This window comes from Kitasatospora sp. NPDC057595 (assembly GCF_042800875.1).
Classification (GTDB): domain Bacteria; phylum Actinomycetota; class Actinomycetes; order Streptomycetales; family Streptomycetaceae; genus Kitasatospora.
Genome location: NZ_JBHVGL010000003.1, coordinates 354,355 through 375,697 on the forward strand (window position 1 = coordinate 354,355; position 21,343 = coordinate 375,697).

The window sequence follows — 21,343 nt, forward strand, 5'->3', positions numbered from 1 at the left end:
GAAGCCGCACCACCGCGACCGCCGCTCTCCCCGGGGAGCACCGGCAGGTCAGCCGGGGTAGCCGTCGATCCGGTCGACGTGGGAGAGCACAGCACCGGCACCGTCCTCGGCCGCCATCAGCGCACCGACGGCGGCCGCGCTTCGGCGGACCGGCTCCGCCAGCGCCGCCGTGATCGCGGCGGCGAGGCGCTCGGCGGTGAGATCGGCGAACGGCACGGGCTCCGGGGCGACTCCCAACCGGTGCAGCCGTTCCGCCCAGAACGGCTGGTCGACCATGACCGGCACCGGCACGGCGGGAACGCCGGCCCGTAGCGCGGCGCCCGTGGTACCCGCTCCGGCGTGATGCACGACGGCGGCCGTCCGCGGGAACAGCCAGTCGTGCGGCAGGTCCCCGACGGACAGAACGTCGTCACCCGCCGCCTTCAGCCCGGCCCACCCGGCCTGGACCACCGCGCGCACGCCCGCCCGACGCACCGCCTCCGTCACCAGCTCACCGAGCCGCTCACCCTCCCCCGGCGCCATGCTGCCGAAACCGACGAACACCGGTGCCGGACCGGCCTGGAGGAAGTCGACCAGTTCAGCGGGAGGCTGCCAGTCCAGCGGCCGGGCGGGCCACCAGAAGCCCGCCACCTCGACCGGGGCCGGCCAGTCCGCCGGGCGCGGCAGCAGCAGCGGACTGTAACCGTGGACGACCGGACGGGTGTGTCCGAGCGGTTCCGGCGGCGTCGTGCCGGGCAGGCCGAGACGCTCGCGCATCCGGGCCACCGCACCCGAGAACAGCCCTTCCGCACTCCGGAGCCGCTCCCGGCCGACCGCCAGGTTCTCCTCCGGCCCGAGGTCCCCGGCGACGCCGGGGCCGGGCAGCGGGAACTCCGTGGTGGCGAAGGCCGGCGTGAGGTACGTGCCGAGGACGGGCACGCCGTGGGCCTCCCCCGCCGTCCGGCTGAGCGACGACGGGGCGAAGGCGGTGAGCAGCAGGTCCTCCCCGCCCGCCACGGCGTCCGCCACACCGTCGGCGAGCCCGTCCACGAAGGCGGTCATCAGCGCGCGGGTCTCCTCCCGCGACGTCGCGCGGGCCCTGGCGCGGATCAGCTCCTCCGGGTCCCCCGGCAGCGGCCGGTACTCCAGCCCGCACCCCTCGATCAGCGTCTCGAAGGTCGGATGGGCGACGACGGCGACCCGGTGCCCGGCGTCCGCCAGGCGTCGGCCCAGGCCCGTGAACGGCGCGACGTCCCCGCGGGAACCGGTGGTGACGATCAGGATCCGCATGGGGGTGATTCTCCATGCCGGGCCGGTGCGTCGGGAACCCGGGCCGGCGGCCGGCAGGGGCGCGGGCCGCGCGGCCGGGGGCGCGTCGCGGACGCGGGCCGATCCACGCGACGCGCCCCAGGACAACGGAGCCGTCCCACGGGACGATGGAAGCACCCCCGGGCTCCGGCGGGGACGGCCGTGGGCGCGGGTCCGACGACGGCCCCCGGCGGGCGCGGGAGCGGCCGAGCGGGGACGACGGGAGTGAGTGCGATGTCCGATGGCGCAGACGCCGGCCACCGCGCGCTGGTCGACGAGCTCGCCGCGCTGGTGGGACTGGCGCACACCGCGCTCGGCGGTGTGACGGCCGTCCTCATGGAGCCGGACGACGGCGAGGACGGGATCGCGATCGCGGAGAAGGCCCTGGGCGAGCTGCTGGCCCGGGTCGAGGAGGACGCCGCCGCGACGCCCGGCGGGCGGGCCGGGGTCGTCGTGGGCGTCCACGTGGGGTGCGAGGTCGAGGCGCTCGCGCAGCTGACCCGGCGGTTGCTGGAGGCGGCGTGGGCCCGCCAGGAGCGGGGGGCGTTCGTCGAGCGGCTGCGGGACCCGCTGCGCGGGCTCGCCGGTGCGGCGCTGGACCTGGTCGCACGGTCCGCCGGCGTCCTGCGGTCCGGGGCGGCCGAGGGCGTCGCGGACGTGCTGAGCGAGCTGCACGAGGTCGGACAGCGGCAGCGGCTGCTGTACGGGCTACTGCTGCGCGAGGACGTCCGCGAGGACTCCCGAGAGGAGGCGACGGACCCGGTCGACGTCACCGACCTCGTCCTGCTGGCCTGCTGCTACCAGCAGTGCGCCGACCGTGCCGGGGCGATCGCCCGCCACGCCGTGCTCTTCGCGCAGGCCGGTCCCTGAGGGCCGGGTGCCGCTCCCGGCCGGTTCCGTTTGCCCCGGCCGTTCACCCGGCCGGATACTCGTGCGCGGGGCCACTCGCGCACGGAACGCCGCACGGCAGGGCGGAGGGAACCGGTCATGGCAGCCAGGGGCTGGCAGTTCTGGGTGGACCGGGGCGGGACCTTCACCGACGTGGTCGCGCTGGCGCCGGACGGCCGTCTGCTCACCCACAAGCTGCTCTCCCACGACCCGGCGCTCGACCGCGACCCCGCCGTGGCCGGGATCCGGGCCCTCCTGCCGCCCGGGGCGGACATCGACTCGGTCCGGATGGGCACCACGGTGGCCACCAACGCCCTGCTGGAGCGCACCGGCGAGCCGACCGTCCTGGTCATCACGCGCGGCTTCGCGGACGCGCTGCGGATCGGCTACCAGAACCGGCCGCTGATCTTCGCCCGTGAGATCGTGCTGCCCGAGCCGCTGTACAGCCGCGTTGTCGAGGTGGACGAGCGGATCGCCGCCGACGGCCGGGTACTGCGCCCGCCCGACCTCGACCGGCTCGCGGAGGAGCTGCGCGACTGCCGGCGCGCGGGCCTGCGCTCCGTCGCCGTGGTCTGCCTGCACAGCTGTCTGCACCCCGCCCACGAGCGCGAGATCGGCCGGCTCGCCGAGCGGCTCGGCTTCGACCAGGTGTCACTGTCCAGCGAGGCGAGCCCGCTGATGAAACTGGTGCCGCGCGGGGACACCGCGGTGGTCGACGCCTACCTCGACCCGGGGCTGCGCCGCTACGTGGGCCAGGTGGCGGACCAACTGGCCGGTGTCCGGCTGATGTTCATGCAGTCCAACGGCGGGCTCGCCGAGGCCGGCCACTTCCGGGGCAAGGACGCGATCCTGTCCGGCCCGGCCGGCGGCATCATCGGCATGGTGCGGATGTCGGAACTCGCCGGCCACGGGCGGGTGATCGGCTTCGACATGGGCGGCACCTCCACCGACGTCTCGCACTTCGCGGGCGAGTACGAGCGGGTGGTGACCACCCAGGTCGCCGGGGTGCGGCTGCGGGCCCCGATGCTGGCGATCCACACCGTCGCCGCGGGCGGCGGCTCGGTGCTCCGCTTCGACGGTGAACGCCTGCGGGTCGGCCCGGACTCGGCCGGTGCCTTCCCCGGCCCCGCCTGCTACCGCAACGGCGGGCCGCTGACCGTCACCGACGCCAACCTGCTGCTCGGCCGGATCCAGGCCGAGCACTTCCCCCGGGTCTTCGGACCGGACGGCGACCGGCCGCTCGACCGCGGCCCGACCGAACGCCGGTTCGCCGAACTGGCCGGGGAGATCGGCGACCGCACCGCCGAGGAGGTGGCCGACGGGTTCCTGCGGATCGCGGTCGGCAACATCGCCAATGCGATCAAGCGCATCTCCGTCCAGCAGGGCCACGACATCACCCGGTACACACTGACCACCTTCGGCGGCGCGGGCGGCCAGGTCGCCTGTCCGGTGGCCGAGGCACTGGGCGTGCGCACCGTGCTCGTCCCGCCGATGGCCGGGGTGCTGTCCGCCCTCGGCATCGGCCTGGCCGACACCACCGTCCTGCGCGAGCGGGCCGTCGAACGGCCCCTGGCCGAGGAGGAGATGGGCGCCGTACGGGCCCTCGCCGACGAGCTGGCGCGCGCGGCCCTCGACGAACTGCTCGACCAGGGCGTGCCCCGGGAGCGGATCCGGCTGACCCACCGGGTCCGGCTGCGCTACCAGGGCACCGACAGCACCATCGGCGTCCCGCTGGGCGAACCGGCCGGCATGCGGGCCGAGTTCGAGGAGCGGCACCGGGCCACCTACTCCTTCCTGATGGACCGCCCGCTCACCGTCGAGGCCCTCGCCGTCGAAGGCACCGGCCTGACCGAGCGGCCCGTGCTCGACACCCTCTCCCCCGCGCCGGCCCCGGCGGGGCCCGTCACCGTCGCCCTGTACACCGGCGGCCGCTGGCACCGGGTCCCGCTGCTGGAGCGCGAGTCGATGCGGGCGCAGGACACCGTCACCGGCCCGGCGGTGATCGCCGAGGCCAACGCCACCACCGTGGTGGACGCCGGGTGGCGGGCGACCGTCACCGCGGCCGGGCACCTGCTGGTCGAACAGGTCGGGGCCACCGCCGAGGAGAGCGTCCCGACCCGCGCCGACCCGGTCCTGCTGGAGGTCTTCAACAACCTCTTCATGGCCATCGCCCAGCAGATGGGCGCCCGGCTGGAGTCCACCGCGCAGTCGGTCAACATCAAGGAGCGGCTGGACTTCTCCTGCGCGCTCTTCGACCCGGACGGCAACCTCGTCGCCAACGCCCCGCACATCCCGGTCCACCTCGGCTCGATGGGCACCACCGTCAAGGAGGTCCTCCGCCGGCAGGGTCCCCGGATGCGCCCGGGCGACGCCTACGCCGTCAACGACCCGTACCACGGCGGCACCCACCTGCCCGACGTCACCGTGGTGACCCCGGTCTTCGACCCGGACGGCCGCGACATCCTGTTCCTCGTCGCCTCCCGCGGCCACCACGCCGAGATCGGCGGCATCTCCCCCGGCTCGATGCCCGCCAACAGCCGTGAGATCCACGAGGAGGGCGTGCTCTTCGACAACTGGCCACTGGTGGTGGACGGACGACTGCGCGAGCGGGAGACCCGGCGGCTGCTCACCGACCCGCCGCACCCCTCCCGCGACCCGGACACCAACCTCGCGGACCTGCGCGCCCAGATCGCCGCCAACCGCAAGGGCGTCGACGAGGTCAACGCGATGATCGAGCACTTCGGCCTCGACGTCGTCCAGGCCTACATGCGGCACGTCCAGGACAACGCCGAGCAGGCGGTGCGGCGCGCCGTCGACGGCCTCACCGACGGCAGCTGCCGCTACCGGACCGACTCCGGCGCCGTGATCGCCGTCTCGGTGCGCGTCGACCGCCGGGAGCGCCGCGCCACCATCGACTTCGCCGGGACGTCCCCCCAGCTCGCGGGCAACCTCAACGCGCCCTCCGCCGTCGTCACCGCCGCCGTGCTCTACGTCTTCCGCACCCTCGTCGCCGACGACATCCCGCTCAACGACGGCTGCCTGCGCCCGCTGCGGATCCTCGTGCCGCCCGGCTCGATGCTCGCCCCCGCGTACCCGGCCGCCGTCGCCGCCGGCAACGTCGAGACCTCGCAGGCCATCGTCGGCGCGCTCTACGGCGCGCTCGGCGTCCAGGCCGAGGGCTCCGGCACGATGAACAATCTGACCTTCGGCAACGCGGAGCACCAGTACTACGAGACCATCGCCTCCGGCTCCGGCGCCGGGCCGGCCTTCGACGGGGCGGACGCCGTCCAGACCCACATGACCAACTCCCGCCTCACCGACCCGGAGGTCCTGGAGTGGCGGTACCCCGTTCTCGTCGAGGAGTTCGCCGTACGCCCCGGCAGCGGCGGGGGCGGGCGCCGGCACGGCGGCAACGGCGTGCTCCGGCGGCTGAGGTTCCGCGAGGCGATGACGATCAGCGTCCTCTCCGGCCACCGCCGCGTCCCGCCGTACGGCCTCGCCGGCGGCCTTCCCGGCGCGCTCGGCGCCAACCGCGTGCTGCGCCACGACGGAACCGTGGAGGAGGTGCCCGGCTGCGGCAGCGCCGAGCTCGCGGCCGGTGACGCCGTGGAGATCCTCACCCCCGGCGGCGGCGGGTTCGGGCCGCTCCCCGGACCGCACGACGGGGGCCGGACCACCGGGACCGGTGAGGCCGCACCCCGGGGAACGGGCGCAGGCGACCGGAGACGGCCATGACCACGGCCGGCACGGTCCCGGCGGACACTCCACCGGCGTGGGAACTCCCCCGTCACCTCACCGCCGCTGGGTCCAGAGCGGTTCCACCCGCTCCCAGGCGGGCTCCCAGCTCCGCTCCGCCCGCCGGTCCAGGGCGCGGTGGCACACCGTGTAGCCGATCAGGACGAAGGAGCCGAGAGCGAGCGCGGCGCCGAGACCGAGGAGTCCGGCCTCCGTGGCGATCGCGGTGGTGTCGCGGGCCCCGGCGGCCGGGACGCCGGCGTCGTCCAGGTAGATGGGCACCGCCGTTCCGGCGGCCGTCCCGACCGTCACCTGGATGGTGCCCTCGCCCGGTCCGTCGGGGTGGCTCCACCGGGCGAGGGCGTGCGCCCTGGCGTTGCCGGACCAGAGGTAGTCCGACACCGCCGGCCCGGTGGTCGTCGCCACGACGGCGTGCCGGTGGCGCGCCGTCTCCCGCTCGGCGCGGGCCTCGACTCGGTACACCAGCACGGAGAGCGCCGCGCTCAGGACGAGCAGCGCGGCGAGGACGGGCGGCAGCGCGAGGACCAGACGGCTGCGGGCCCGATCGACCGGGCGGCGCAGCGGGTTGTGGTCCCGGCCGGAGGCGCGGCGGAGCCGGGTGCGGAGCGGCGGGTGCACGGCCGGGTGCTGCTGCGCGGTCATGGCGCGCCTCCTCGGGGCGGGGTGTGCGGTTCGTCGGCGTCGCCCCCAGTCTTTCGGCGCGGCGGGCGCGGTCCCAGGGTCCGCCGGGCCCGCCGCCCGGGCCCTCCGGCCCCTGCGCGGAGGGACCGATGGTGGTGCCATGGAAGTGCGGACGCGATCGGGACCCGCGACGACCGGGGACCGCGGCGTCGTCCGCCGAGGAGAGGTGACAGCCATGCACACCGTGATCGTGTACGAGAGCATGTACGGCAACACCCGCGAGGTCGCCGAGGCCATCGCCGAGGGCGTGCACGGCGCCGCCCCCGCCGCGGCCGTCGACTGCCTCCCGGTGGCCGAGGCCACCGCCGAGCTGACCCGGTCCGCCGACCTGCTCGTGGTCGGCGGACCGACCCACATGCACGGCATGTCCTCCGGACTGAGCCGCCGGATGGCCGCCGCGGCGGAGGCGAGGAAGGAGGGCCACGAGGAGACCGCCCGGGAGGCCCGCGAGACCGCCGAGGGCGAGGGCCTGCGTTCCTGGTTCCGCCATCTGCCCGACACCGAGCACGGCACCCACGCGGCGGCCTTCGACACCCGGGGCGCCGGCTCGGGCAGCGGCGGCGCCGCCCCCGGCATCGCCCACCGTCTCGAACACCACCACTACGACGTCGTCGCCGAGCCCGAGGGCTTCGTCGTCGAAGGCGTCGACGGCCCGCTCCGGGCGGGCGAACTGGACCGCGCCCGCGCCTGGGGCGCCGCCCTCGTCCAGCGACGAACCGTGTTCGAAAGGACGGAACCGCGATGAGCACGCACACCACCGCGACACCGCTGCGCACCAAGCGCTGGACCCTGCGGCTCGACCTCTTCGAGGAGGGCGACGTCACCAACGTCCATGCCGTGCTCGACACCGGTGACAACACCCTGCACAGCCGTACCACCGCCCACCGCAACCCGCACGACCCGCCGGTTCCGGAGATCGGCGACGAGTACGCGGCCGCCCGGGCCCTGATCGACCTCGGGCAGCAGCTGCTGCGCGCCGGCCGCACCGACGCCGCGGCCAACGAGCACGACGCCGGCTGACCCCGCGCTCCCCGCCACCCGCCGGACCCGTCCGGGCGGCCCGGGACCACCGGCCCTACGGCGGGGGCCCATCGGTTCTTCCGGACGCGGCGCGGCAGTTGGTTGACTCCGGTACGGGCACGGCACCGCGCCGACCGGAGGACCGGTCGCGCCCGGGCCGCGAGACGACGGAACTCCCAGGAGGTTGTGGTGGGCGCGACGGCAACAGCGGTCGGGCACGGCGTGGTCCGATCGGTCACCCGCGATCCGCGGGCCCGCACCACGGTGGTGCGGCTGAGCGGCGAACTGGACATGCTCACCGCATCCGGCCTCGTCCCGGAACTCCTGGGACTCGCGGACGAGAACGACCGGGAGCTCGTGCTGGACCTGTCCGGCGTCAGCTTCTGCGACAGCTCGGGGGCGAACGCCTTCCTGCAGCTGAACCGGCGTCTGTCGAAGGGCACCCGGCTGTTCCTGCGCGGCGTCTCCCGGCAGCCCGCGAAGGTGCTGCGGCTGCTCGGCCTGTACCGGTCCGTGCCCTGCGAGTTCGCGCAGCCCGCCCACCCCTGAGCCCGCCCGCCCCGTCCGGCCTTCCCGCTACGGCACTCCGGACTCCGGCTGCCTGCCGCCCACGCTCGCCCATGGCCTCCGGACAGGAGCAGCCGGCGCGATGGGCCGCCACAACCGGACCGGGCCGAAGAGGCCCGTGAGCTCGCCGAGGAGCCGGAGGCCGACCCGCTCCAGGCCCACCTGCGCGACGAGCTCGGCCAGAGCGAACAGACCGCCGCCGAACTGACCGGCGCGGGGGCCGAGACCGCTACGGTGTGCCCGGCGGCTGACGAACGAACGGGCGCCACCCCGCTTGCCGTGGGGTGGCGCCCGTGTCGTCGCCGCGTCGTCGCCGCGTCGGCGCCGCGTCGTGCGCGGTCACCGGCTCCGGTGGTTACAGGATGACGTCGAAGACCGACGTCCAGCCGGTGCCGACCAGTGTGCGGCCGCTCGGGATGAAGTCGTACATGTCACCGTTCTGGGTGATGCCGACCGCCTCCGCCGCGCCGTCGTTGTTGAAGTCGCTGACGAACGGGTTCCACTCCCCGGGCCAGAAGCCGTTGCCCCAGAAGTAACGCGGGCCGAAGCTGGTGCTCTGGGCGTCGCTGGTGTTCGGGAAGATGTAGAGGTCACCGCCGTCGGTGCGGCCGATGATGTCGGGCTTGAAGTCGCCGTTGACGTCCGCGATCCGGATGGTGATCCAGTTGGCGGGCCACCAGCCGTTGCCGATGAAGAAGCGGTTGCCGAGGGTGGAGGTACCGGTGCCGCCGGTGCCCGGGTAGACCCAGAGCTCGCCGCCGCTGTCGCGGGCGACGACGTCGGTCTTCCCGTCTCCGGTGACGTCGCCGAACGCCAGCGTGGTGTAGCCGCCCCAGCCGGTGCCGATCAGCGTCCGGGCGCCGACCGTGCTGGTGCCGGAGTTGCCGGTCCCGGAGTAGAGCCACATGTCGCCCTCGCGGGTGAGGCCGATGATGTCGGTGTGCCCGTCGTTGTTGAGGTCGGTGGCGTAGACGTTGGTCCAGTACTCGCGCCACCAGCCGTTGCCGGCGAAGTACCGGCCGCCGAAGGTGGAGGTGCCGGAGCCGCCGGTGCCGGGGTAGACCCAGACGTCGCCGTTGGCGTCGCGGGTGAGGATGTCGGTCCTGCCGTCCGCGTTGAAGTCGGGCCGGCCCTGGGTGTTGCTGGTCCACTGACCCTGGCCGACGGCGTTGTAGATCACCAGGACGCCGTGTTCGAGCAGCATCGCGTAGGAGTTGGGCTTGCCGTGGGTGCGGGAGCTCCAGAGCGCCTTGGAGCCGTCGGCGCTGTAGACGACCAGGTTGCCGTCGGCCTGCATCCGGGCGAACGCGTTGGGGTTGCCACCGGTGTTGGAGGCCCAGAAGAGCTTGCCGGCCTTGGTCAGCACGAGGTTGCCGTCGGCCTGCATGGTGAGCTTGGCGGTTCCGGTGGCGTACTCCTGGCCGGAGGTCAGATTGGTACCGGAGGGGATCCGGGCGCCGACCACGCCGTCGATGGCCCAGCCTCCGGAGAACGTCCAGACGACCCCGGCCGAGGCCTGGCCCCACCAGGCGAACAGGGTGTTGTCGGCCTTGCGCGCCCACAGGTCGGGGACGCCGTCGCCGCTGATGTCGCCGACCGAGCCGACGGTGGGCCAGAGCTCCTTGGTGACGCCGTAGCCGACCTTGACGCGGTCCTTGGTGCCCCAGGTGGCCAGGTCGATGACGCCGTTGGCGTCCTTGCTGCCGAAGGTGCGCAGGATGTCGCCGTTGGTCTCGTCGCGCAGCCAGAGGTCCGGGACACCGTCCCCGTTGAGGTCACCGGGGGCGATCACGGTGAACTTGTCCCAGTCGTCACCGCCGACCAGGACCGGGTCGGAGTTGTCCAGGTAGTCGTCGCGCGAACCGTAGTAGGCCCAGAGAAGCTTGCCGTCGCGCACCAGCAGGTCGGGGATCTTGTCGCCGTTGAGGTCCCCGGGCGACAGGATCTGGGCATTGGCGTTCTGCCAGTGGTCGTTGCCGGCCGGACAGGTGCCCTCGGGATCGGCGACCGGGCAGTAGACCTTGAGCTCCTGCTTCCTCTTGCCGAAGTTGACGGTCGCGGTGCCCAGGCCGTTGTTGGGGTAGGTCCACAGCTTGCGGCGCTTGTCGACGCTGTCGTACTCCAGGGTGACGAGGTCGTTGTAGCCGTCCTCGCCCCAGTCGCCGGAGTAGGTGATCCGCGGGTCGGTGAAGGACAGGCCGCCGTTGGTGGCGGAGGAGAACTGGCCGTTGCCCTGGCCCGCGTAGGTGAGCAGGGTGCCGTTGGAGTCGACGCTCCAGATGTCCTTGTGGCCGTCGCCGTTGAGGTCGTACGGCTCGTCGCGGTCCTGCGAGCGGCCGGCGTAGAAGAGGTAGGTCGCGGTGTCGGAGCGGTTGCCGGCGGCGTCCTGGCTGAAGGCGTGCACGAAGTGCGGGCCCACGCCGGAGGGCTTGAGCGAGATCTTCGCGGTGCCGCCGGCGGCGGGGGCGTCCACCGTCTTCACCGACTGGTCCCAGTCGGTGAAGTAGCCGTACCGCACGACGTCGTCGACGCCGTTGGAGGCGATGGTGAAGTCACCGGGGTTGCGGGCTTTGCCGGTGCCGGCGGGCCAGCCGTTGTCGCCGTTGGGGAAGGCCGAGGAGTCGATCTTCGGGGCCCTGGCGGGGCGGGTGCGGTCGACGGTGAAGCGGCAGGTGGTGCTCCAGCCGGAGTACTCGCTCTGGTCGTAGGCCCGGACCTGCCAGGTGTAGTCGCCGGTGGGCAGTTCGGCGTCGGGGACGACCAGGGTGGAGACGCGGCCCTTGAGCGCGGGGATCCACTTGTCGGCGACCAGGGAGCCGCCGCGGAAGATCTGGAACTGGGCGGAGAGGTTGCCCGCGTTGGGGTCGTCGACGAGCGCGTAGAGGCTGACCGTGGTGTTGCCGATCAGGCCGCCGGTGGCGCAGTCGGTGCGCGGGTTGGTGCCCAGGCCCGAGGGGGTCAGCGGCGGGTCGTTGTATTTGGTCTCCAGGTACGCCGACTTGGAGTCGAACTTCTTCCAGCCGAAGGTGTCGCCCTCGTTCTCCGCGTACAGGCCGAGGGTGATGTTGGGGTCACCGGCGGCGGCGACCCGCTGCATCTTCCAGGTGACGTCCCATTCGAGGTTCCCGCCCGGGCAGCTGCCGGAGTTCCAGCCCTTGGCGTCGTTGACGGTCCCCAGCCAGTCGATCTTGCCGGGCTGCTTCTCCCAGGTGGTGTCCTTGTCGATGCCGCCGGTGTGCCACAGCTGGACCGGGCGGGCCTGGCAGGACCAGGACCAGACGTTGTTGATCCGGAAGGTGGAGCTGATCACCTTGCGGCCCTTGATGTTGCTGGTGTCCAGCTGGAAGAACGACCGGGACAGGCCGTTGGTCTCGTTCTCGTAGCCGACCCGGGCCACCTCGTTGGCGTTCCAGAAGCTCATCCTCGGGTACTTCTTGTAGACCCGGGTCCAGTTCTGGCGCCCGCCCCACGCCCAGGACGGGTCGATGTACACCGGGTACTTGGTGTCCGCGGCCGTCAGCAGCGCCTGGTCCGGCGTGATCTGCAGGGTGTTGCCGCTGACCGAGGTCGGCATGACCGCGTCCTTGGCACCGACTGGCTGCTCGAACCCGGCCGCCGGGTCACCCGCACCGCCGCCGACCGCCGGGGCGAAGCCCTCCGCGCCCGGGGCGGCGGCGGACCTGGCGGGCCCGGTGGCGGGCGGGGCGCTGCTGATGGTGGTGGAGTCCCACATCATCGGCGGGGGGCTGGTGAACACCGGACGCCCCGCCGGGTCGGTGGCCCGCACCGCGCCGGTGGCCGCGTCGGTGGCCACCGTCACCCCGACCGTGGACATCGTGTACTTCAGCGTCGCCAGCTCCGGGTTGGCCGCCGCCTGCGCGGTCTTGACGACCACCAGCTGGGAGAAGCCCTCGACCTCCGCCTTCAGCTGCACGTCGACACCCGGCAGCACCTCGGCGTAGGTGGCGACATTGCCGGCCAGGGTGGGCTTGGGCAGCGGCTTCGGCCAGGACAGCGACAGCGTGCGCCCGTCCTTCACACCGGTCAGCAGCGGGCCGGTGCCGCCGCCGGAGAACGCCACGGTCACCGACGCGGCCTTCGGCCTGACCGAACCGTCGGCCGCGAACTGCAGCGTCGGGTCGGTGGCCACCCAGGCGCCGCCGCGCAGCACGCGCACCGGGGTCCCGTAGTGACGCACCGAGAAGGTGCCGTCGGGGTTGGCCCAGGTGTCCGAGCGCTCGGTCCGGGCGGTGACGAGCTCGGCGGGGGCGTTGGTGGACTTGGCCTGCTGGAGGGCCTTCTCCTCGGGGCTGACCGAACCGTCGTCGTCGGACGGGTTCACGGCGACGCCGGGAGCAGCCGGGGCGGTCGGGGCGGTCGGGCCGGCCGGCAGGGCTCGGGCGACGGAGGGCGGCACGACGGCGAGGCCGACCGTGAGCCCTCCCACCAGGCCCAGGGCTATCGCCCCGGTCGGACGCAAACCACTGCGCCCGTTCCTACGGGAAAGGATGGTCACACTGCTTCCTTCACGATGAGTGCTTTTACCGAAAGCGGTAGGACTCTATACCCCGCCGCGAAGCGCCCCCTCGGCTCTTTCACATCGCCTTCATCTTCGTGATGCAAAGTCAACTTCACTCCACTCCAACCGCACTGACGGCCAGATGGGGAACGCGCCACAGATCCTGACGAATGATCGCACACGGGACATTACGCCCATCATTTTCCCAGGTGAGCCCAAGAAATCCGCGGTGAGGCCTTGTTAGCCTTCGTCGACTCATTCAGAATCATCGGAGGGACGAGTGAGGCATTTCGTCGTCCGTTGGCTGGCGACCGCAGTCGTGGCCACGGCATTGACATCGGCGCTGCCAGGTGCAGCGTCAGCCGCTGAGAAGAGCGGCAGGGGGCCGGATCTGCCGGCCCTTCAGCAGATCCGGCCGGTGCCCGTGAAGACGGCACCGGTCGGCGGGGAAAAGCAGGCCGGTCTGGCCTCGACCGCCACGGAGAAGACCCCCGAGACGGTGTGGCCCGGCCCCGGTGCGATATCCGTCGAATCGGCATCCGGTTCGGACAAGTCGCTTGCGGCAAACGTTGATTCGCGCGCGAAGGCACTACTTTCGGGACAGCCGAAGAGCGTCGAGGTCACCGTCGCCGACCGGCAGCACACCCGTGCCGCCGGAATCGACGGCGTGCTGTTCTCGCTCACGGCGGCGGACCGGGCGCCCGAGGGCGACAAGGTCAAGGTCACGCTCGACTACTCGGCCTTCGCCAAGGCCTACGGCGGTGACTGGGCGTCACGACTGAGGCTGGTCCGGCTCCCCGAGTGCGCCCTCACCACCCCGGACAGCCCGGAGTGCCGTACGCCGGTCCCGCTGGAGTCGGTCAACGAGCCCGCCAGGGGCGCCGTCTCGGCGAGCGTGGACGCCCCCGCCGCCCGCCCGGCCGAGGCGAAGGGCTTCTCGCTCGCCGCCGCCTCCGGCCCGGCCGGTGGCCCGACGGTGCTCGCGGCGCTCGCCGACGCCGCCGGTCCCACCGGCGACTACAAGGCCACCCAGCTCCAGGCCTCCGGCTCCTGGTCGGCCGGCGGCTCCACCGGAACCTTCACCTGGGCCTACCCGATGGCGGCGCCCCCGGTGCCCGGCGGCCTGCAGCCCGCCGTCTCGCTCGGCTACTCCTCGCAGGCCGTCGACGGGCGCAGCAGCGCCTCCAACAACCAGGCCGGCTGGCTGGGTGACGGCTGGTCGTACGAGCCGGGCTTCATCGAGCGGCGCTACAAGCCGTGCGACGACGACAAGACCGGCGGCACCAACACCGCCAAGGTCGGCGACCTGTGCTGGTTCAACGACAACGCCGTCCTCAACCTCGGCGGCAAGAACACCGAGCTGGTGTACGAGGCCGGCAAGGGTTGGCACCCGGCCGCGGACAGCGGCGAGAAGGTCGAGAAGCTGACCGGCGCCGCCAACGGCGACAACGACGGCGAGCACTGGAAGATCACCTCGACCGACGGCACCCAGTACTTCTTCGGTCTGAACCGCCTGCCGGGCTTCCAGCCGGGATCGGCGGAGACCAGGTCGACCTGGACGGTGCCGGTGTTCGGCAACCAGTCCGGCGAGCCCTGCTACAACGCGTCCTTCGCCAATGCCTGGTGCCAGCAGGCCTGGCGCTGGCAGCTGGACTACGTGGTCGACGCCCGCGGCAACGCGATGGCGTACTACTGGAACACCGAGACCAACAACTACGCCCGCAACTGGAGCACGACGACCGGCAAGGGCACCGCGACCCCGTACGTGCGCGGCGGCTGGCTCGACCGTGTCGAGTACGGCCTGCGCGCGGACACCGTGTACTCCGCCAAGCCGATGGGCGTCGTCAAGTTCGACGTCGACGAGCGCTGCCTGGCCGACTGCGGCACCTTCGACGAGGCCCACGCCAAGAACTGGCCGGACGTCCCGTTCGACCTGTACTGCGCGGACGGCGCGGACTGCAAGTCCAACGCCTCCCCCACCTTCTGGTCCCGCAAGCGCCTGGTCACCGTCACCGCCAGGGCCCTGACCGGCGGCACCCACAAGGACGTCGACAGCTGGAGCCTGAAGCAGGGCTTCCCGCCCTCCGGTGACGGCCTCTCCACCCCGATGTGGCTCTCCTCCGTCACCCGCACCGGCTGGACCGGCGGCAAGCTGGAGCTGCCCCCGGTCACCTTCGACGGCGAGCAGATGGCCAACCGGGTCGACCGGACCGGCGACGGCCTCGCGCCCTTCGTCCGGCTGCGGATGTCGCAGATCACCAGCGAGACCGGCGGCACCACCGGCGTCTACTACTCCCAGCCCGGCTGCACCGCGACCAGCCTGCCGGCCGCGAACGGCTCGAACACCAGCCGCTGCTACCCCGTCAAACGACGCGAGGGCAGCACGGTGAAGGACGACTGGTTCAACAGCTACGTCGTCGAGAAGGTCGTCGAGGGCGACAACCTCGCCGAGACCCCGGACAAGGTCACCGAGTACTCCTACCCCGACGGCGCCGCCTGGGCGATGAACGAGGACGAGCTCACCAACGCCGACGAGCGCACCTTCTCCGTCGCCCGCGGCTACGGCCGCGTCCAGACCCGTACCGGCGCGGGCTACGACGCCCGGACCCTCACCGAGACCCGCTACTTCCGCGGCATCGACGGGGCGGCGGTCAAGGACTCGGCCGGCGAGGCCGTCACCGACCGTCCCGAGTTCGCCGGCCAGCTGCGCGAGCGGGCCGTCTACAACGGGGACGGCGGCGCGCTGGTCTCGGCGACCTCGTACACGCCGTGGATCTCCACCGCCACCGCGACCCGCAACCGCGCCGGGCTGCCGGCGCTCACCGCCCGCTTCAGCGGCGTCCAGAAGGAGCAGACCCGCACCGCGGTCACCGGCGGCGAGCGCCGCACCTCGCTGTCGCGCACCTTCGACGAGTACGGCCTGCTGTCCACCCTCAGTGAGCTCGGCGACGAGTCCAGGAGCGGTGACGAGCGGTGCACCACGACGACGTACGCCCGCAACACGGGCACCTGGATGCTGAACAGGCCGAGCCGGGTGGAGCTCGTCGGCGCGGCCTGCGGCGCGCCGGTCAACCGGCCGGCGGACGTCATCACCGACACCCAGACCCTCTACGACAACACCACCACCGTCGGCGCCGCGCCCACCGCCGGCCTGGCCACCGAGAGCCGCGGCATCAACGGGGCGGGCAACGGCTACGACACCCTCTCCCGCACCGGCTACGACGCCTACGGCCGCGTCGTCTCGGCCACCGACACCTACGGCAGGACCACGACGACCGCCTACACCCCGGCCGCCGGGGAGGTCGCGGCCTCCTCCGTGGTCACCAACCCGCTCGGCCACACGACCACCACCGGCTACGAGCCGCTGCGCGGCCAGGCGCTGACGATCTCGGACCCCAACGCCAAGGTGACCACCAGCCGCTTCGACGCGCTCGGCCGGCTCACCGGCGTCTGGCTGCCCACCCGCTCGGCCGCCACCTACCCCGACTCACCGAACTACGGGTTCGACTACCAGGTGCGCAACAACGGCCCGGTCGTGGTGACCACCCGCACCCTGCAGTTCGACTCCACCTACGAGACCTCGTACGCGATCTACGACGGCCTGATGCGCTCCCGCCAGACCCAGCGCACCTCGCCCGACCGCACGGGACGCCTCGTCACCGAGCAGTTCTACGACAGCCGCGGCCTGGCCTGGCGCGACTCCGGCTCGTACTACGCCGACGGCGCCGCCGAGGGCGTGCTGGTGACCGGGCAGGAGCTGAAGTACCCGTCCTCGACCGACACCCTCTACGACGGCGCCGCCCGGCCGACCGCCGTCATCGGCAAGCGGTTCGGCGACGAGACCAAGCGCACCACGACCACCTACCACGGTGACGGCATCACGGTCGTCCCGCCCAAGGGCGGCACCGCCAAGACCAACCTCGCCGACGCCCGCGGCAACGTGGTCGAGATGAAGGAGTACACCAACGAGGAGCGCACCGCGAGCCAGTCGGTGCTCTACCGCTACGACCAGCGCGGCCAGGTCGTCGAGATGACCGACCCGGTCGGCAACGTCTGGCGCTACGGTTACGACAGCCGCGGCCGGCAGGTCAGGGTCGAGGACCCGGACAAGGGCACCTCCGAGCTGACCGTCGACGTCGGCGGACGTGTCACCGACGTCAAGGACGCCCGCGGCGTGGTGCTGCACACCGACTACGACGCGCTCGGCCGCACCACCGCCGTCAAGCAGGGTGCCACCAAGCTCGCCGAGTGGACGTACGACACCGCGGCCAAGGGCAAGCCCGACACCAGCACCCGCTACGTGAACGGCGCCGCCTACGTCTCGGCGGTGACCTCGTACAACGCCCTCTACCAGCCGGTCAACACCCAGCTGACCGTCCCGTCCGCGGAGGGCCAGCTCGCCAACACCTACAAGTGGACGACGTCCTACTACCCCAACACCGGCCAGCCGATGTGGACCCAGCAGCCCGCGCTCGGCGGACTGCCGGCGGAGCGGGTCGTCCACTCCTACACCCCGACCACCGGACTGCCCGTCAGCACGTACGCCGGCGGCGCCCCGATCGTCTCGGTCAGCACCTACGACCACTACGGCCGGACCCTGCGCGACGAGTACGGCGCGTTCGGTTCGCACCTGTGGGCCTCGTACGAGTACGACGAGCACACCGGTAGCCTGCTGCGCGCCGTGAGCGACCGCGAGGCCGCCCCGCAGCGCATCGACGACACCCACTACACCTACGACGCCGTCGGCAACGTGACCAGCACCTCGACCCGTTCCGGTCAGGACGCGCCGGTCGCGACCGACACCCAGTGCGTCATCACCGACTCGCTGCGCCGGATCACCCAGGCCTGGACCGCGACCGACAACTGCGCCGCCGCGCCGTCGGCGAGCACGGTCGGCGGCCCGGACGCCTACTGGACCAGCTTCGGCTACGACGGCGTCGGCAACCGCCGCAGCGAGACCCGGCACGGCCTCGGCGGCGCCGCGGACACCGTGCGCACCTACACCCCGGTCCAGGGCAAGCCCAACGCCCTCGCCGAGGTCACCCAGACCGGCCCCGGCGGCACCGTCAAGGAGAGCTACTCCTACGACGTCACCGGCAACACCACCGGCCGCACGATCGGCTCCGCCCCCGCCCAGACCCTGGAGTGGGACCAGCAGGGCCACCTGGCCAAGCTGACCGGCACCGGGACGGACAACACGTACGTCTACGACGCCGACGGCGGGCGGCTGGTGCGCAGGGACTCCACCGGCACCACGCTCTACCTGCCCGGCGGCAACGAGCTGAAGCTCGCGCCCGGCGCCACCACGCCGGTCGGCACCCGCTACTACAGCCACGGCGGCAGGACCGCGGCCGTGCGCACGGCGGGCAAGCTGTCCTTCGTGCTCGCGGACCAGCACGGCACCGCGACCGTCCACGTCGACTCGGCCACCCAGGCCGTCACCCGGCGCAAGACGACCCTGTTCGGCGCCGAGCGCGGCACCGCACCCGGCAGCGGCTGGCTCGGCGACCACGGCTTCCTGGGCGGCACCCGGGACGGCGACACCGGCCTGACCCACCTCGGGGCCCGCGAGTACGACCCCAACACCGGCCGGTTCATCAGCGTCGACCCGCAGATGGACACCACCGCCTCCCAGGAGATGGGCGCCTACACCTACGCCAACAACAACCCGCTGACCACCAGCGACCCGTCCGGCGAGGCGCTGCCCGAGTGCTACTCCGGCCAGTACACCTGCACCAACAAGGGCACCCAGCCGGTCGACTACGGCAGCAACTACCTCAACATCACCCGCAACCAGGGCGGCACCCCGGCCCCCGAGTACTGCGCCACCCACGACTGCTCCCCGCCGCCGCCGACCCCGCCGACGCCGCGCAGCAACTCCAAGGGCAACCTGACCAAGGACGAGCGCAAGGCGCGGGCCAACCACCTCGGCGACCAGGACCAGAAGAAGGTCGAGTACCGGGCGGTGACGGAGGAGCAGCGCAAGGAGATGAACCGCTCCTTCAGCTTCACCATGAACGACGCGGAGCTGTCGCTCTGCTGGGACAACAAGTCCGACTGCACCGTCTACGTCGCCGAGAGCATGTGGGCCATGAGGGAGAACCAGTACAAGGAAGGCGGCCAGGGCGGAGCCGAGGCGAACGCCTACCGGCACGTGCTGTGGCAGGCGAGTCTCACCGCGCGGCTCGGCCGGGAGAAGGCGGAGAAGTGGGCGGCCGCCCACGAGGCCTACTACCCGCCGGAGGAGGAGACCGACCACCGGGTCGACCTGCTGAACAACGAGTTCGCCCAGGCACTCGGTGAACGCGCGGCCCGCGAGGCGAACGGCAACAAGGCCGTGACCGTCCTCCTCATCAAGCGCGGTGCCCGCGAGTACCTGGAGTCCGACTCGTACGCCCGCAAGAGCGACCTGGAGTAGCATCCGCCGCGGTGGACCACACCGCCGCTTGTTCGACCGGGGTGCCCGCCGGAAACGCCACGAGGCCGGCCCGGCGGGCACCTCCCTTCGCCCGAGATTCCCCGGAGACTTCGTTCATGACCGCATCACTCGCGCCGCGCCGGGACGACCCGGGACCCACCGCCTGGCGGCTGCGCATCTGGGGGCGGCTGATCTGCGCGGGCCTGGCCGTCGGGGGCGGCTGGGGCGCCGTGATCACCGTCCTCGGTTACAGCTTCGTGCTCATCCCGATCGGCGCCGTGCTGGGAGCCGCCGTGACCACCTCCATCGCCATCCTGACGGCGATGCTGCTGGCCTGGCTCCCCGACCGCGCCGCGCTCAGCTCCTGGAGCGCGCCGCTCACCGGTGCGGCCCTCGCCTGCGCCGCGCAGTTCTACATCATCGGCATCGTCATCGACGAGCCGCAGGCCTTCCTGGACCCGCGGATCGCGGCGATCACGGCGACCACCGCCGCACTGGTCGCGGCCGGCTTCCTCTGGGCCGTGCGCGGCGCCCGCCGCTGAGGGCCCGGTCCGGCGATCGGGCGCCGTCACCACGCAGGTCGACGGCCCAACGGCGACTACGCCCTCGGCCGTTGGTCGGGCTGGATGGACACCGAGGCCCCGGGGGCGGCCGGCCCGATCGACCCGGCCACCACCCTGGCGGTGGCCGGCATCCGAACCGGCTCCGGACGTGCCGCCGCCCCCGACGAGCGTCTTTCGTCGGGGGCGGCGGCACACCTCGGCGGGCACCCGGCGGGGCAGCACGCCCGGCACGCGCCGACGCCGGCCGCCACCGTCCGCTACGGCTCGCCGGTGAGGTCGCGGACCAGGGTGCTGCTGACCTGGGGCAGCTCGCCGTACTCGGGGTCGTCGCCGTCGACCGGGAGCTGATGGATCACGGCCGCGATGCGGGGCGGCAGCCGCACGTCGAGGCCGTGGTGGCAGCGGGCCAGTATGTCGGCGAGCACCCTGGTCGGCAGCAGGGCGCGCGGGGCGTCCAGCACCCGCTGCGGGGGGCGGGGCAGGGTGGCCATCGCCTCCGCCTGCTGGCGCCAGACCTCGGCGTCCAGGAACTCCCCCAGGCTGCGGTGCAGCAGGCTCAGGAAGGACGCCGCGGTGTAGGAGCCGCCGCCGGCCGCGAACTGCCACCAGAACTGGGCGCCGTCGCGGTGGTCCGCGACGTACAGCAGCGCGCCGAGCACCAGGGCGCCCTCGGGCTGGATCCGCTCACCGTTGACCAGCAGGCTCAGGGAGGCCGCGGCGGAGGGCATCGCCAGGACCAGGGAGGCGGCGAGGTCGAGTTCGTGGGCCGCCTGCTTGTGCTCGGAGGACATCGGGCTCGGCGCGGTCAGTAGCCGTTCCCAGGAGACCCCGGCACCCCCCGGCTGCGGCCGCGGGGCCCGGGCGGGCGTGTGGACGCCGGTCGCGTTCGGGTGCAGGGCCCGGTCGTGCTCGGTGCTCACCGACCCTCCCCGCGCCGGCCGCCGAGCGCCGCGGCCAGCCGGTCGAGGGCCTGGCGCACGGTCGAGCGGACGCTGGCCTCGGTCGTCCCCAGGTAGCTGGCGATCTGGTCGTCCGGCAGGCCGAGCAGGTAGCGCAGCACGATCACGTCGTGGCGCCGCTCGGACAGCCGGCGCAGCGCGGCGTACAGCTGTTCGTGGCTGCCCTCGGTCTCCAGCAGGTGCTGCGCCCGCTCGGCGGCGGTCCGCACCGACTGGACCCACCCGGGGACGTGCGTCTGGGTGGGCAGCGGCTCGCCGTTCATCATCAGCTCCGCCAGACAGGCCCCGATCTCCTCCTTGAGGATCGCCCAGGCGTGGAAGGGCGGGATCTGCTCGCGCAGGATGCGTGGCCACTCCTGCCACACCCGGGCCTTGGCGATCTCCACCACCGTGTGCGCGACGGCGTCGTCGCGCAGACGCGCGCGGGCGAACCCGGTCCAGGCCCTGCCGTGCGTGTCGCAGAACGCGTCGAACGTCAGGCGGTCCCGGTCGCCGACCACCCAGTCGCTCTCGGTCAAGTCCCAATCCTCCCCTGCGGCACCCCGGCCGGACGGCGCCCGGTGCGGGCCGCCGGCCTCGGGTGAAACCCTACGGGCCTTCGCGGTGACAGCGGGAACTCGCTTCCCCGGTAGGCACATTAAGGCGTATTGGGTGGCGAGATGTTAAATCGCAACAAGAGGTTTGA

13 protein-coding genes are annotated in these 21,343 nt (G+C 72.8%); 7 read left to right on the plus strand and 6 right to left on the minus strand.

The window, feature by feature from the left end; translation table 11 throughout:
• Nucleotides 1–48: 48 nt before the first annotated feature.
• Nucleotides 49–1,269, minus strand: a complete 1,221-nt coding sequence (locus tag ACFU9E_RS07775) for a glycosyltransferase (protein WP_380682695.1) — start codon at nucleotides 1,267–1,269, stop codon at nucleotides 49–51.
• A 252-nt stretch (nucleotides 1,270–1,521) separates the two neighbouring features.
• Between ACFU9E_RS07775 and ACFU9E_RS07780 the strand changes: the two genes are divergently transcribed.
• Complete coding sequence (locus tag ACFU9E_RS07780) at nucleotides 1,522–2,157, plus strand: hypothetical protein (protein ID WP_380682694.1); 636 nt, start codon at nucleotides 1,522–1,524, stop codon at nucleotides 2,155–2,157.
• A 117-nt stretch (nucleotides 2,158–2,274) separates the two neighbouring features.
• On the plus strand, nucleotides 2,275–5,910 hold the full coding sequence (locus ACFU9E_RS07785; RefSeq protein ID WP_380682693.1) for a hydantoinase B/oxoprolinase family protein: 3,636 nt from the start codon (nucleotides 2,275–2,277) through the stop codon (nucleotides 5,908–5,910).
• A 57-nt stretch (nucleotides 5,911–5,967) separates the two neighbouring features.
• Here the strand turns inward: ACFU9E_RS07785 and ACFU9E_RS07790 are convergent, their stop codons facing one another.
• Complete coding sequence (locus ACFU9E_RS07790) at nucleotides 5,968–6,573, minus strand: hypothetical protein (protein ID WP_380682692.1); 606 nt, start codon at nucleotides 6,571–6,573, stop codon at nucleotides 5,968–5,970.
• Between the two features lie 214 nt (nucleotides 6,574–6,787).
• Here ACFU9E_RS07790 and ACFU9E_RS07795 point away from each other — a divergent pair, with 214 nt between their 5' ends.
• From ACFU9E_RS07795 to ACFU9E_RS07805, 3 genes are all read left to right on the plus strand, one after another.
• The gene (locus tag ACFU9E_RS07795) at nucleotides 6,788–7,357 is read left to right on the plus strand and encodes a flavodoxin family protein (protein ID WP_380682691.1); all 570 of its coding nucleotides are present in this window, start codon (nucleotides 6,788–6,790) and stop codon (nucleotides 7,355–7,357) included.
• Nucleotides 7,354–7,632 (plus strand): dsRBD fold-containing protein, encoded by a 279-nt coding sequence (locus ACFU9E_RS07800; protein WP_380682690.1) that lies wholly within the window; start codon nucleotides 7,354–7,356, stop codon nucleotides 7,630–7,632. Before ACFU9E_RS07795 ends, ACFU9E_RS07800 begins: the two co-directional genes overlap by 4 nt.
• A gap of 189 nt (nucleotides 7,633–7,821) precedes the next feature.
• A complete protein-coding gene (locus ACFU9E_RS07805; RefSeq protein ID WP_380682689.1) occupies nucleotides 7,822–8,181 on the plus strand; it encodes an STAS domain-containing protein in 360 nt (119 codons plus the stop codon).
• 373 nt (nucleotides 8,182–8,554) lie between these two features.
• Here the strand turns inward: ACFU9E_RS07805 and ACFU9E_RS07810 are convergent, their stop codons facing one another.
• Both ACFU9E_RS07810 and ACFU9E_RS07815 read right to left on the minus strand, forming a co-directional pair.
• Nucleotides 8,555–12,715, minus strand: a complete 4,161-nt coding sequence (locus ACFU9E_RS07810) for an FG-GAP-like repeat-containing protein (protein ID WP_380682688.1) — start codon at nucleotides 12,713–12,715, stop codon at nucleotides 8,555–8,557.
• A gap of 405 nt (nucleotides 12,716–13,120) precedes the next feature.
• Complete coding sequence (locus ACFU9E_RS07815) at nucleotides 13,121–13,402, minus strand: hypothetical protein (RefSeq protein WP_380682687.1); 282 nt, start codon at nucleotides 13,400–13,402, stop codon at nucleotides 13,121–13,123.
• On the opposite strand from ACFU9E_RS07815, the gene ACFU9E_RS07820 reads away from it, so the two are divergent.
• Nucleotides 13,386–19,136, plus strand: a complete 5,751-nt coding sequence (locus tag ACFU9E_RS07820; RefSeq protein ID WP_380682686.1) for an RHS repeat-associated core domain-containing protein — start codon at nucleotides 13,386–13,388, stop codon at nucleotides 19,134–19,136. The genes ACFU9E_RS07815 and ACFU9E_RS07820 overlap by 17 nt on opposite strands.
• 116 nt (nucleotides 19,137–19,252) lie before the next feature.
• The gene (locus tag ACFU9E_RS07825) at nucleotides 19,253–19,678 is read left to right on the plus strand and encodes a hypothetical protein (protein ID WP_380682685.1); all 426 of its coding nucleotides are present in this window, start codon (nucleotides 19,253–19,255) and stop codon (nucleotides 19,676–19,678) included.
• A 278-nt stretch (nucleotides 19,679–19,956) separates the two neighbouring features.
• On the opposite strand, the gene ACFU9E_RS07830 is transcribed toward ACFU9E_RS07825, so the two are convergent.
• Both ACFU9E_RS07830 and ACFU9E_RS07835 read right to left on the minus strand, forming a co-directional pair.
• On the minus strand, nucleotides 19,957–20,619 hold the full coding sequence (locus tag ACFU9E_RS07830) for a hypothetical protein (protein WP_380684953.1): 663 nt from the start codon (nucleotides 20,617–20,619) through the stop codon (nucleotides 19,957–19,959).
• A complete protein-coding gene (locus ACFU9E_RS07835) occupies nucleotides 20,616–21,176 on the minus strand; it encodes an RNA polymerase sigma factor (RefSeq protein ID WP_380684954.1) in 561 nt (186 codons plus the stop codon). Before ACFU9E_RS07835 ends, ACFU9E_RS07830 begins: the two co-directional genes overlap by 4 nt.
• Nucleotides 21,177–21,343: the final 167 nt, after the last annotated feature.

Excerpts from the sequence above, each read along its gene's own strand:
- ACFU9E_RS07795 (WP_380682691.1), top strand. The coding sequence starts at position 6,788 with ATGCACACCGTGATCGTGTACGAGAGCATGTACGGCAACACCCGCGAG.
- ACFU9E_RS07790 (WP_380682692.1), bottom strand. The coding sequence starts at position 6,573 with ATGACCGCGCAGCAGCACCCGGCCGTGCACCCGCCGCTCCGCACCCGG.
- ACFU9E_RS07785 (WP_380682693.1), top strand. The coding sequence starts at position 2,275 with ATGGCAGCCAGGGGCTGGCAGTTCTGGGTGGACCGGGGCGGGACCTTC.
- ACFU9E_RS07780 (WP_380682694.1), top strand. The coding sequence starts at position 1,522 with ATGTCCGATGGCGCAGACGCCGGCCACCGCGCGCTGGTCGACGAGCTC.
- ACFU9E_RS07800 (WP_380682690.1), top strand. The coding sequence starts at position 7,354 with ATGAGCACGCACACCACCGCGACACCGCTGCGCACCAAGCGCTGGACC.
- ACFU9E_RS07825 (WP_380682685.1), top strand. The coding sequence starts at position 19,253 with ATGACCGCATCACTCGCGCCGCGCCGGGACGACCCGGGACCCACCGCC.
- ACFU9E_RS07775 (WP_380682695.1), bottom strand. The coding sequence starts at position 1,269 with ATGCGGATCCTGATCGTCACCACCGGTTCCCGCGGGGACGTCGCGCCG.